The organism is Xanthomonas sp. LMG 12460 (assembly GCF_009192895.1).
Classification (GTDB): domain Bacteria; phylum Pseudomonadota; class Gammaproteobacteria; order Xanthomonadales; family Xanthomonadaceae; genus Xanthomonas_A; species Xanthomonas_A sontii.
Genome location: NZ_NKUH01000112.1, coordinates 20,311 through 31,960, shown reverse-complemented (window position 1 = coordinate 31,960; position 11,650 = coordinate 20,311). Strand labels below are relative to the sequence as shown.

Below are 11,650 nucleotides of genomic sequence, written 5' to 3'. Positions count from 1 at the left end.
CCCCCCCCCCCCCCCCCCAGCGTCGCCCCCGCCACTGCCACGACCGTGGCCGCGACCGCCTCGGTGCGCGCCGGCGCGGCCGCCGACAGCGACCAGGCCGCGACCGCGATGCTCGACGAAAATCCCGACCTGTACCTGTGGCTGGGCTCCGATACCTCGCTGGCAATGGAATGAACCCGATGACTCGCCTGATCCGTCTCTCCCTGGCGCTGACGCTGCTGGCCGGCACTGCCGTCCCGGCGGCCTTCGCCGCCCCGCCCCCGCCCGGGCCGCCGCCACCGCCGAGCGCGGCCGACCGCGACGACGACTCCGGCCCGCCGCTGCCCGACTGGGAACACCTGAGCCCACAGCAGCGCGAGCTGCTGATCGCCCCCCTGCGCCAGCGCTGGAACGATGCCCCGCAGCAACGCCGACGCATGTTCGAGCACGCGCAGCGCTGGCAGTCGATGACCCCCGAGCAACGCGACCGCGCACGCAAGGGCGCTCGCCGCTACGAGGACATGACCCCGCAGCAGCGCGAGGAGGCGCGGGTGCTGTTCGAGCGCATGCGCACGCTGCCGCCGGACCAGCGCAAGGCGCTGCGCGACCGCTGGGAAGCGATGACGCCGGCGCAACGCGCCGCCTGGATCCGCGCCAATGCCGGCCCGGACAACCTGCCGCCGCCGGATGCTGCCAGGTAGGCGAAACGCGGCGCCGGTTCAAGCCAGATGCGCATGGCGCGCGCGCCCTCGCCTCGTCGTGTGCGGCGCATGGAGTCCAGCGCCGCAGAAATCGCCTCGCAGGAGCGGCTTCAGCCCCCACGGCGTTCCCGGTGAACCCGGTCGCGGCTGGAAGCCGCTCCCACGGGACACTTCCGAAGTCGCGCTCCAGTCGCGACGCGGCGTTTTCGGTAGCGCCCGTCGCAGCTGAAGCCGCTCTTGCACGGGCTCACCTTGGCCGCAGATCAGCGCCGCCCGAGCCGGCGCCCAACCATCGCGGCCGCACTCACGCCGTCCAGCGCGTCTTCGCCAGCAGTTCGTCGTTCCAGTCGTAGGCGATCGCGCCGTCCTTCAGGAACAGGGCGACGAAGTTGTAGACGTTGCGTGCGTACATCTCGCTCGCATGCACCGCGCCCATGCTGGCCAGATCCAACGGCCCGGCAATGGTCACGCCGGCGTGTTCGATGGTCTCGCCCGGCCGGGTGAGCTCGCAATTGCCACCGGTCTCGGCGGCCAGATCCACCACCACGCTTCCCGGCTTCATGCCGGCGACCATCGCCGCGCTGAGGATCTTCGGTGCCGGCCGTCCCGGCACCGCGGCGGTGCACACCACCACGTCGATGCCCTTCAGGTGCTCGGCCAGGCGACGCTGCTGCTCCGCGCGCTCGTCGTCGGTGAGTTGCCGCGCGTAGCCGCCCTCGCCGGCGGCGCTGACCCCGAGATCGAGGAACTTGCCGCCCAACGATTCGATCTGCTCGCGGGTTTCCGGGCGCACGTCGAAGCCCTCCACCTGCGCACCCAGGCGCTTGGCGGTGGCGATGGCCTGCAGGCCGGCCACGCCGGCGCCGACGATCAGCACCTTGGAGGGGCGGATGGTGCCGGCCGCGGTGGTCAGCATGGGGAAGAAACGCGGCGCCAGCTGCGCGGCGATCAGGGTCGCCTTGTAGCCGGCCATGCCGGCCTGCGAGCTGAGCACGTCCATCGCCTGCGCGCGGGTGGTGCGCGGCAGCCGTTCCAGCGGAAAGGCGACCAGTTGCCGCGCCTGCAGCGCCGCCGCGCGCGCCGGATCGGCCTGCGGCTGCAGGATGCCGACCACGCCGGCGCCCTCCTTGAGCTGCTGCAGCGCCACCGCCGGCAGCGGCTGCACGCACAGCACCAGATCCGCCTGCGCCGGGCTGTCGGGATCGGCCAGGCTGGCGCCGGCGGCCAGGTAGGCCGCATCGACGAAGCCGGCCGACACGCCGGCCTGCGGCTCGACCCGCACCTGCGCGCCCAGGGCGACCAGTTTCTTGACCGTCTCCGGCGTCGCCGCCACGCGGCGTTCGCCCTGCGCCGATTCCTTTACCACCAGCACCTGCACTGCCATGCGATTCCCCGTGCCTTGCCTGTCGTCCGCGCCGATCCTACAGCGTCCGCACGCCAGGTGGAGGCGTCGCGCACGCCAAGTGGGCATCGGCGACCGGGCGCGTTGGCGCCCCCGACCCGAGGGCGCCCGGCGCACGCCGCCTCGGCGAAGGCGTGTTCTCCGCCGGGGCGGCCAGGGGCATGGCCAGGTCGGGAAGGACGCGGCGTGCGAGGAACCCCTGCATCGCCGGCAAGCGATCGCCAACGCGGGTCAGGCGCAGGCGCGGCGGCAGCCGCGACCGGCAGCGCGAGGAAACCCGGTCGCGGCGGAGGAGACCGCCTGATCCAGCCAAGGCCGACAGACAGGAAACGGCGTCAGCCGCGAATGGGGCTCCGAGTAAAGCCCCTCGCGGCTGAAGCCGCCCCTACGGTCGCGATGGCATAGCGACCAACGGCCGCCGGAACGCGTCGCTGGCGATGCGCTGACGCCGCCGATACGGGCAGTCGAGCAGCACGCGACACGTGCAACGCCACGGCGGCGATCGCCCGCGCCGCCGCGGTGCTCTCAGTGCAAGGTCGCGCTATGCGGATCGAGACGGTCGATGACGCCCTGCATGGCGCTGTCGAAGGCGCCGTCGTCCACGTGCGCGCGCAGCCGGCCCAGCCGCACCATCACCGCCAGTTCTTCCGGCGAGGCCACGCAGAAGCGCACGCCGCGCCGGTTCACGAACAGCAGCCGCGACGAGATCGGGCTCACCCACGACAGCTTGCCGGCCTGCATCTTGCCGTCGCGGTCGACGAAATCCAGCCAGGTGCCGATCTGCATCGTGCGGAAGCGGTCGGCATCGGCGTTGTCGAAATCGTCCATGGTCTGCGGCGGCGCCACGTCCACCGGTTGCGCCTCCTGCACCGGCGGCTGCGGCAGCGCCACCTGCGGCAGCTCCGGCAGCGGCCGCTCCAGTTCCGGGCGCAGCTCGGCCACCGCCTGCAGCGTGTCGTGCAGCGCGTCGATCGCGGCCGTGGCCGCCTCGGCATGCAGGCCGACGCTGGCGAAGACCCGCTGCAGCGCGCCCTGCCAGGCCTGCAGCCAGGGCTTGCCGACGATGTGCCGCTGCGCCTCGGCGGCTTCCTCGAGCAGGCCGTCGGCCAGCGCCAGCGCATCGCGCACGCCGGGGCCGCCCTCGCCTTCGCGCAGCATCGCCATGGTCAGGTGGTGCTGCCACGGCTGCCGCAGGAAATCCTGCAACGCCTGCGGCAATTGCCGGCCCTGCAGGCGCACCTGCAGTTCGGCCTCGGCGCGCTGCCGCGCCAGTTCCAGCTTCTCCTGGCCGCGCTGGGTCTCGGCGGCGCGGCGCTCGGCGATCTCGATGCGTCGGCGGTGCTGCACCAGGAAATCGCGGAATTCCTCTTCCAGGGTCAGGAAGATCGCCAGGTTCTCGTTGAACTCGGCCACCAGCCGGTCGATGATCTCCTCGACCTTGCCCATCAGCACGCGCTCGGCCTGGCTCTCGCCGGTGTTGCCCTCGCAGGCCTCGGCCAGCGAATTGAGCAGGCGCCGCGCCGGATGGGTCTTCTGCACGAACATGCGCCGGTCCAGCAATGCGACCTTGACGAACGGCACCACCAGCCGGCCGATCAATTCGCGCGAGCGGCCCTCCAGGTCGCGCTCGTCGAGCATCACGTCGAACAGCATGCCGACCAGGTCGATCGCATCCTCGTCGACCGGATCCAGCCGTGCGTGCGCCGGGTCCACGCCGAACTGGGTGGCGTTGGACAGCACCTCGCTCTTGAGCCGCTGCGCAAGCGACTCGCTGTCGTCGCCGATCGCCGCGCGCAGCGTCGCGCTGGGCGTGGCCTGCAGCAGCGACAGCACCGACATCATCTCGCGCTGGCTCAGCGGGCGTTGCTGGCCGACCGCCGCGGTCGCCGCGGAGGTGGCGCTCTCGCGCGCGTTGCGGGTCTGCTGCAACAGTTCGTGCAACGCCTCCAGCAACACGCCCTGACTACCGCCGGGCAGGCGCGCCTCGCCGTCGTCGTAGCGCTCGCCGGCCTGCAGGCTGCCGCGGCGCTCGGCCCAGCGGTTGACGAAGCGGTTGGCCCAGGCCGGCGCGTAGTGCTCTTCGTCCTCGCCCAGCTCGGCACCGACGCCATCCCCGGCAGCGCCTGCCTCGCGCGGCGGGCGCTGCTCCGGCGGCGGTGCGCGCCGCGGCGGCGGCGGCGGTCGCGGCCGCGAGATCTCCGGCATGATCCCGGCCTGGGCGAGGCTGTCGTCCAGGTCCTGGTAGAGCTTGCCGACCCCGGCGGTGAAGTCGCGTTCGCACAGCTTGATCAGCACCAGCCGCACTTCCGGGGCCAGGTCGCTGGTGGAGAACGCGGCATGCACGGCCACGCCGATGTGTTCGGGGCCGATCGGGTTGGTGTCCGCATCCAGCTCCAGGCCGCCGGCGATCCAGCCCAGGCGCCGGTCGATGCGGGTCAGCACCGGCTTCCATTCGCGCAGCAGCACGCTGGCGAGGTTGCGTACCGCCAGCCGCGATTCAAGCTCGTGTTCGGAGATCAGGCTCAGGCCCTGCCCGTAGCCGGCCAGGGCGACTTCGGCCGAGAGCGGCGCGCCGGCCTCCAGCGCTTCCCAGGCGGTATGCAGCTGGGCGCGGAAGCGCGCGGCGATCTCGTCGCGACGACGGCGCAGTTCGCGCATGCCGTCGAGGAACAGCAACTGCGACGCGCCGGCACTCTCGGCGCGATCGAACAGCACGTCGTCGAAATGCGCCAGCGCCGCGGCGAAGGCCTGGCCCAGCACTGGCAGCATGCCCTCGCGCGCCTGCGTCAACAGGCGCGGGTCACGCGCCGGGTGTGCGTGCGGGCTGGGGCTGAAACTCATGCGCGACGGCTCCGCGCCATGGACGGCGCCAGATAGAAGGAAGGTGGAAGACGATCGGACGCGGCCCCTGTTTCCGCTCCTGCATGGTAGGCAAGGTGTCTGAACAGCGACCGTGATGCGCTGCGCATTTCTGGCTCCAGAACGTGACCTCGTGCAGGATCGTAGGCATGGAAGGCGTCACTACGGCGGCAATGCGGCATGAATACGGCACGCCCGTCGAGGATCAGGCCGCCACCGCCACCCGTTCCAGGCGGTCGACCACGCCCTGCATGGCGCTGTAGAAGGCATCGTCGTCGCGATGCAGGCGCAGCCGGTCCAGCCGCGCCATCACTGCCAGCGCCTCGGCCGAGGCGACGCACAGCCGCCCGCCGCGGCGGTTGACGAACAGCAGGCGCGCCGAGATCGGGCTCACCCAGGTCAGTTTGCCGGGCTGCACGCGGCCTTCGCGGTCGACGAAGTCCAGCCAGGTCCCCAGCGGCAGGGTACGGAAGTAATCGGCGGTGATGTGGTCGAAATCGGTGGCCTGGACCGGTTCCGGCAGTGCCGGCACGGTCTCGGCGGCGGGCGGCTCGGGCACGTCCACGCCCGTCGCCGGCAGCGCGGCCTGCAGCGGCCGCGCGTGCGCCAGGTCGTCCAGCGCCGTGTGCAGGGCCTGCCAGGCGGCTTCGGCCGCCGCGGCGTCCAGGCCGACGCTGGTCCACAGCCGGGTCAGCTCGGCATGTTGCGGCTGCAGCCAGCCTTCTACCGGCACCGCACCGTTCTGGGCTTGGCGGCACTGCGCCAGCACCGCATCGCCCAGCGCCAGCGCCGCGGCGAGCGCGCTGCCCTGACCGTCGTCGCGCAAGGCCGACTGCTGCACGTACTGGCACCAGGACTGGCGCAGGAAGGCCTCGATGGGAAGCGGCACGGTCAGGTCGTCGCCGGCCTGTTGCAGCAGATCGTGCAGGGCCTGCGCGGCGCGCTGCCGGGCGACCTCGCGGCGCTCCTCCGCCCGTTGCAGTTCGGCCGCGCGGCGCTCGGCGATCTCCACCCGGCGCCGGTACTGCTCGTAGGCGCTGCCGAACTCGGCCTCCAGCGCCAGGAACACCGCCAGGTGCTCGTCGAAATCGCGCACCACCCGCTCCACCGCCGCCTGCGCCTGCGCCAGCAGCGCCTGCTCCGGGCCGGTGCTGCCGGCATTGCCGTCGCAGGCGTCGGCGAGCAGATTGAGCAGGCGCCGCGCCGGATGCCCGTCGCGCACGAACAGGCGGCCGTCGATCAGCGCCACCTTGGCCATCGGCACCAGCATCTGCCCCAGCAGTTCGCGCTGCGCGGGTTGCAGCACGCATTCCTCCAGCATCACATCGAACAGCAGGCCGACCAGATCCAGGGTGTCGGCATCGGCCGGATCCAGGCAGGTGCTGGCCGGGTCCAGGCCGAGCGAGGCGCCGATACCGGCGATCTGCCGGCGCAGGCCCTGCGCCAGCGGGCCGCCGTGTTCGCAGACCGCGGCGAATCCGGCCAAGGGCATGGTCTGCAGCAACGACAGCACCGACAGCAGCTCGCGCGGCGACAGGCAGCGCCGGCCGTCGCCCGGGCCCGCGTCCGGCTGCGCCTCGTGCAGCAGCGCGCGCAGCGCCGGCGGCAGCACCTCCTGCTCGTTGCGCGCGTGCGCGTCCAGGGCGCGTGCGGCGCGGCGCGGCGCCGCCGACAGCGGCGCGGCGGTGTCCCAGTTCTCGAAGAAGCGGCTGATCCAGTCCGGCGCCGCCTCGTCCTCGCTCGCGCCCAGGCGCGGGATGCCGCGGCGGCGCGGGCGCCCGCTCGGCAGCGCGCGGGCGCGCGCGACCTCGTTCAGGCGCTGCTCCAGTTGCGCATACAGTTCGCCGACGCGCTCCTGCAGTTCCTGCTCGCAGATCTTGACGATCGCCAATTGCACCTGCGGCGCCAGCACCAGCCCGTGCAGCGCCGCATACACCGCCGCGCCCACGTGCTCGGGGCCGAACGGGTTGTTGTCGGCATCGATGCGCTGGCCGCCGGCGATGAAGCCGAGGAATCGGTTCAGCCGCATCAGCTCCGGCCGCCAGCGGTGCTGGATCGCCCCGGCCAGGTTGCGCACCGCCAGGCGCACGTCCAGTTCCTGTTCCGAGACCAGGCTGAGGTCGCCGCGCTCGCGCGCCAGGCTGCGCTCCACCGACAGCGGGCGGCCGGCTTCCAGCGCCTGCCAGGCCTGGGCCAGGTGCGCGCGGAAGCGCGCTGCGATCGGCTCGCGCTGCTGGCGCAGCAGCTGGATCGCCTCGAAATAATCGTTCTGGGTCGGCCCGGCGCGCTCGGCCATGCGGAACAGCGCTTCAGCCAGCACATCCAGCACCTCGCCGAAGGCGCCGGCGAGCGGAACCGACACCACATCCCGGACCTGATCGAGCAGATCCGCGTTGCGGCTGGGCGACAACTCTTCAGCGTATTCAGCAAGGGTCATGGCAGTGTGATACGCAGGCAGCAGTGAGACCGACGTCAATTCGGAAGCTAGCGGCAGATCAGCAACACAACGCGATTGTCCGTGTAACTGCGGCATCCGCTGCCGCCTGCGAGCGCCCGACTATAATTCCGCGCCCGCCCCACGGAATCGAGACTATGCGCACAATTCATTCGCTGCAAGCGCTGGATGCGCGCCGTTCAGTGCCATCCAAGCAGCTGGGCGAGCCGGGACCGGACGCGGAGACGCTGCTGGCCATGCTGCAGTCGGCAGTGCGTGTCCCCGATCACGGAAAGCTGGTGCCGTTCCGCTTCCTGCGCATCGCCGGCCCGGCGCGCCAGGCCCTGGGCGACATCCTCGCCGCGCGCACTCAGCAGCGCGATCCCGGCGCGGCGCCGGCGGCGGTGGAGAAGGATCGCGAACGCTTCGCGCATGCGCCGGTGGTGATCGCGGTGATCGCCTGCCTGCAGCGCGGACACAAGGTGCCAGAAATCGAACAGTGGATGACCGCCGGTTCGGTGTGCTTCGCGCTGCTGCAGGCCGCGCAGGCCTACGGCTTCGGTGCGCAATGGCTGACCGGCTGGATGGCGTATGACGAAACGGTGTCCGCGCGGCTGGGCCTGGCCGAACACGAGCATGTCGCCGGCTTCATCCACATCGGCACCGCCCGCCTCGACGTGCCGGAGCGCGAGCGGCCGGATCCGCGCGCGCTGCTCAGCGACTGGACGCCGTGAACGCAGGCCTGCCCCTGTCGCGGCCGCTGTACCTGGTCGACGCCAGCCTTTACGTGTTTCGCGCCTGGCATTCGATTCCCGACGAGTTCCAGGACGCGCAGGGCTGGCCGACCAATGCGGTGCACGGCTTCGCCCGCTTCCTGCTCGACCTGCTCGAGCGCGAGCGCCCGCAGCACATCGTGATCGCCTTCGACGAAGCGCTGGACAGCTGTTTCCGGCATCGTCTGTACGCCGCCTACAAGGCCAATCGCGCGCCGGCGCCGGACGCGCTGCGCCGCCAGTTCGCGCACTGCAAGGCGCTGTGCGCGGCCCTGGGCCTGGGCGTGCTGGCGCACCACGACTACGAGGCCGACGACCTGATCGGCAGCGCCCTGCACCGTGCGCGCGGCGACGGTTTCCACGGCGTGATCGTGTCCGCCGACAAGGATCTGTCGCAGCTGCTGCTGGAGTTCGACGAACAATGGGACTACGGCCGCGGCCAGCGCTGGGGCGCGGCCGGGGTCAAGGCGCGCCACGGCGTGCATGCGCACCAGATTGCCGACTATCTGGCGCTGACCGGCGATGCGATCGACAACATCCCCGGCGTCACCGGCATCGGCGCCAAGTCGGCGGCGATCCTGCTGGCGCATTTCGGCGACCTGGACACGCTGCTGGCGCGGGTCGACGAAGTGGCGTTCCTGCGCCTGCGCGGCGCCGCGCAGATGGCCGTACGCCTGCGCGAGCAGCGCGAGCACGCGCTGCTGTGGCGGCAGCTGACCACCATCGCCCTGGACGCGCCGCTGCACACGGCCACCGTGAATTTCGCCCGCGGCGCGGCCGATGCCGACATGCTGCACGGCCTGTGCGAGGCGCTGCGCTTCGGGCCGCTGACCCGACGCCGCCTGCTGCAGGCGGCCGGCCTGGAGTTTGTGGCCGGCTGAGCGCTGGCCTTCGCCACGGGCAGGCGATGCCGCTGCCCGAAGCAGGCACGCCCTCGCACGCGCTGTGCCGGTTGCACCGTGCCGTCGCGACCGGCGCCGAGCGACTCGCGCGCCGCCAGCGACCCCGGGCACGACCTGGCGCGCATAAAAAACACAACGCACGTTCTACACTGCACCGCATCGCCGGACCGCGCCGTGCGCGACCGCGCCCTCTTCCTCCGCCATCTTGCGAGCTGCCCATGCCCCGCCACGATTCCCCGCCCCGCGTCGTCTACGAAGGCAAGTACCAGCGCATGGTCGTGCGCGGCACCTGGGAGTATTCCGAGCGCGTGCACGCCGGCGGCCTGGCCGCGATCATCGTGGCGGTCACGCCGGACGACGAGGTGCTGTTCGTCGAACAGTTCCGCGTGCCGCTGCAGGCGCGCACCATCGAGATGCCGGCCGGACTGGTCGGCGACATCGATGCCGGCGAATCGATCGAGGTGTCGGCGGTGCGCGAACTGGAAGAGGAAACCGGCTGGACCGCCGAGCACGCCGAGGTGCTGCTGATCGGCCCGACCTCGGCCGGCGCCAGCAACGAGAAGATCGCCTTCGTGCGCGCCAGCGGCCTGCGCAAGGTCGGCAACGGCGGCGGCGACGCCAGCGAGGACATCACCGTGCATTCGGTGCCGCGCACGCGTGCCGCCGCGTGGCTGGTGCAGAAGATGGGCGAAGGCTACGCATTGGATGCGAAGCTGTGGGCGGGGCTGTGGATGATCGAACACGAGCTCGACGGCACGCCGCGTGGCTGAGGGTCTCAGCCACGCATTGCCGCCGCTGCTGGGCGCGGACGACCCGGCGGTGTTCAGCATCCACCGACCAAACGGTACATCGCCGTTCGTGCTGCTGGCGGATCACGCGGGACAGGCAGTGCCGCGCGCGTTGCACGGCCTCGGCCTGGCGCAGTCGGAACTGGATCGGCACATCGGCTGGGACATCGGGATCGCCGGCACCACCCGCGCGCTGTCCGCGCTGCTCGACGCCTGGGCGATCGAACAGACCTATTCGCGGCTGCTGATCGACTGCAATCGCCCGCTGGCCTCGCCGACGCTGATTCCGCCGGTCAGCGACCACACCGTGGTGCCGGGCAATGCCGGGCCCACGGCGGCGCAGCGGCAGCAGCGCATCGACGCCGTGCATGCGCCCTACCACGCGCGCATCGCCGCCGAACTGGACGCGCGCCGCGCCGCCGCCCGGCCCACCCTGCTGGTGATGATGCACAGCTTCACCCCGGTGATGGACGGCGTGCCGCGGCCCTGGCATGCCGGCGTGCTCTACCACCGCGACACCCGTTTCGCCCACGCGCTGTTGCAGGCGCTGCGCGAGGAAGACGACCTGCTGGTCGGCGACAACGCGCCGTACGCGGTCAGCGACAGCAGCGACTACGCGGTGCCCGTGCACGGCGAAGGCCGCGGCCTGCCGCATGTGGAACTGGAGATCCGCCAGGACCTGATCGCCGATGCCGCCGGCCAGCAGGCCTGGGCGCAGCGGCTGGCGCGGATCTTCACCAGGCTGCAGCCGCAGTTGCTGGCGCTGGGCTGAGTAACGCCGACGCCCTTCCCGCACCACGCCTCATGCCAGCGTCGGCACTGGCATCCACGGAAACGCCTTGTAGCCCTGCACCTGCAGCGGAACGCCGAGTGCGGCGAAATCGGCCGCGATCGCCGCGGCACGAAGACCATCCAATGCCTCGCCCACGGTCAGCGACCCGGCGCGACAGGCGGCCAACGCCTGGCCGATCGGCCAGTCCAGCAGGTGCGCGACCTGCTGCGCTATCGGCTTGACGCATTCGGGCGGACAGCGCGCAAGCACCAGATCGAACGAGGCAAAGACGCCTGCACCGACGCCAACCGCGCGCGCCGCCTCCCAAGCGTCCTCGTCCGCCTCGCCGAGCGCCTCGTCCACACCCTCGACCTGCAGGAACGCGTCGTACTCCGCGTAGTAGGCCAACGCCTGCGCGTAGTCGTATAACGTCGACAGCGGGCGTTGCCGCTTCTGCACGTCGAGCACGTCGGCGAACGTCGCCGGTTCCAGGTAGGGCGCCAAGCCCAGCGCGCGCGCCGCCGCGGGCGGTGTGTCATCGTCGCCGAATGCAGTGGCTTCGTCGGGCGGCAACCAGAAGCGCGCCTGCAGCGGATCCTCGCCGGTGGCATGCACCCAGCCGAACGCCTCGTGCACGTGGCCGTCGTCGTTGCAGGCGGCAAAGGCATCCAGCGTCTCACGCAAGGTCAATAGCGGAATCATACGTCGTCGGGCAGGCAGCGCGCGGCAGCGCAGTCTACGGCAGGTGTGCGGACGCTGAAGGAGAATGAAGCCTGCGAGACCGGAGCGAGACGTCGCTGGACATCGCCTGGCGTGTCGATCCGCGACCCCGTTCGACGACGACCGCTCGCCCGCAACCAAGCAGTCCGCGACCGGCAGCGCCGCCGCGATGCGCCCCCAGTGCAGCGGTACGCGGCTGGCGCAGCGGCGCCCGCGATCCGCAACGCCCGGTTGCCCCTGCGGCCGTTCGGCATGCACTGGCCACGACGCCGCTCAGCATGCTGAAGCGGCTGCCGCCCGCCTTCACACTAAGCTGAGTG

Annotated in this window: 9 protein-coding genes; 5 read left to right on the top strand and 4 right to left on the bottom strand. The window is 71.7% G+C overall.

The window, feature by feature from the left end; translation table 11 throughout:
• Positions 1–179: 179 nt before the first annotated feature.
• The gene (locus tag CEK66_RS18675; protein WP_026143493.1) at positions 180–680 is read left to right on the top strand and encodes a DUF3106 domain-containing protein; all 501 of its coding nucleotides are present in this window, start codon (positions 180–182) and stop codon (positions 678–680) included.
• A 304-nt stretch (positions 681–984) separates the two neighbouring features.
• Here the strand turns inward: CEK66_RS18675 and CEK66_RS18670 are convergent, their stop codons facing one another.
• From CEK66_RS18670 to CEK66_RS18660, 3 genes are all read right to left on the bottom strand, one after another.
• A complete protein-coding gene (locus tag CEK66_RS18670; RefSeq protein WP_017908585.1) occupies positions 985–2,064 on the bottom strand; it encodes an NAD(P) transhydrogenase subunit alpha in 1,080 nt (359 codons plus the stop codon).
• A gap of 543 nt (positions 2,065–2,607) precedes the next feature.
• Entirely contained in the window at positions 2,608–4,923 is a 2,316-nt protein-coding gene (locus CEK66_RS18665) for a DUF1631 domain-containing protein (RefSeq protein ID WP_148829886.1), read from the bottom strand.
• Between the two features lie 223 nt (positions 4,924–5,146).
• Positions 5,147–7,378 carry a DUF1631 family protein gene (locus CEK66_RS18660; protein ID WP_193312713.1) on the bottom strand — a complete coding sequence of 744 codons (2,232 nt, stop codon included), beginning with the start codon at positions 7,376–7,378 and terminating at the stop codon, positions 5,147–5,149.
• A 155-nt stretch (positions 7,379–7,533) separates the two neighbouring features.
• Here CEK66_RS18660 and CEK66_RS18655 point away from each other — a divergent pair, with 155 nt between their 5' ends.
• From CEK66_RS18655 to CEK66_RS18640, 4 genes are all read left to right on the top strand, one after another.
• A complete protein-coding gene (locus CEK66_RS18655; RefSeq protein ID WP_152237899.1) occupies positions 7,534–8,109 on the top strand; it encodes a nitroreductase in 576 nt (191 codons plus the stop codon).
• The gene (locus CEK66_RS18650; RefSeq protein WP_152237898.1) at positions 8,106–9,029 is read left to right on the top strand and encodes a 5'-3' exonuclease H3TH domain-containing protein; all 924 of its coding nucleotides are present in this window, start codon (positions 8,106–8,108) and stop codon (positions 9,027–9,029) included. Before CEK66_RS18655 ends, CEK66_RS18650 begins: the two co-directional genes overlap by 4 nt.
• A 239-nt stretch (positions 9,030–9,268) precedes the next feature.
• Positions 9,269–9,820 carry an NUDIX hydrolase gene (locus CEK66_RS18645; protein WP_017909232.1) on the top strand — a complete coding sequence of 184 codons (552 nt, stop codon included), beginning with the start codon at positions 9,269–9,271 and terminating at the stop codon, positions 9,818–9,820.
• Positions 9,813–10,610 carry an N-formylglutamate amidohydrolase gene (locus CEK66_RS18640; RefSeq protein ID WP_193312712.1) on the top strand — a complete coding sequence of 266 codons (798 nt, stop codon included), beginning with the start codon at positions 9,813–9,815 and terminating at the stop codon, positions 10,608–10,610. Before CEK66_RS18645 ends, CEK66_RS18640 begins: the two co-directional genes overlap by 8 nt.
• Positions 10,611–10,640: 30 nt before the next feature.
• Here the strand turns inward: CEK66_RS18640 and CEK66_RS18635 are convergent, their stop codons facing one another.
• On the bottom strand, positions 10,641–11,246 hold the full coding sequence (locus CEK66_RS18635; RefSeq protein WP_226978684.1) for a hypothetical protein: 606 nt from the start codon (positions 11,244–11,246) through the stop codon (positions 10,641–10,643).
• Between the last annotated feature and the right edge of the window lie 404 nt (positions 11,247–11,650).

Bases quoted from the DNA above. Each gene is read 5' to 3' on its own strand.
- CEK66_RS18675 (WP_026143493.1), top strand. From the start codon at position 180: ATGACTCGCCTGATCCGTCTCTCCCTGGCGCTGACGCTGCTGGCCGGC.
- CEK66_RS18665 (WP_148829886.1), bottom strand. From the start codon at position 4,923: ATGAGTTTCAGCCCCAGCCCGCACGCACACCCGGCGCGTGACCCGCGC.
- CEK66_RS18645 (WP_017909232.1), top strand. From the start codon at position 9,269: ATGCCCCGCCACGATTCCCCGCCCCGCGTCGTCTACGAAGGCAAGTAC.
- CEK66_RS18655 (WP_152237899.1), top strand. From the start codon at position 7,534: ATGCGCACAATTCATTCGCTGCAAGCGCTGGATGCGCGCCGTTCAGTG.
- CEK66_RS18670 (WP_017908585.1), bottom strand. From the start codon at position 2,064: ATGGCAGTGCAGGTGCTGGTGGTAAAGGAATCGGCGCAGGGCGAACGC.
- CEK66_RS18660 (WP_193312713.1), bottom strand. From the start codon at position 7,378: ATGACCCTTGCTGAATACGCTGAAGAGTTGTCGCCCAGCCGCAACGCG.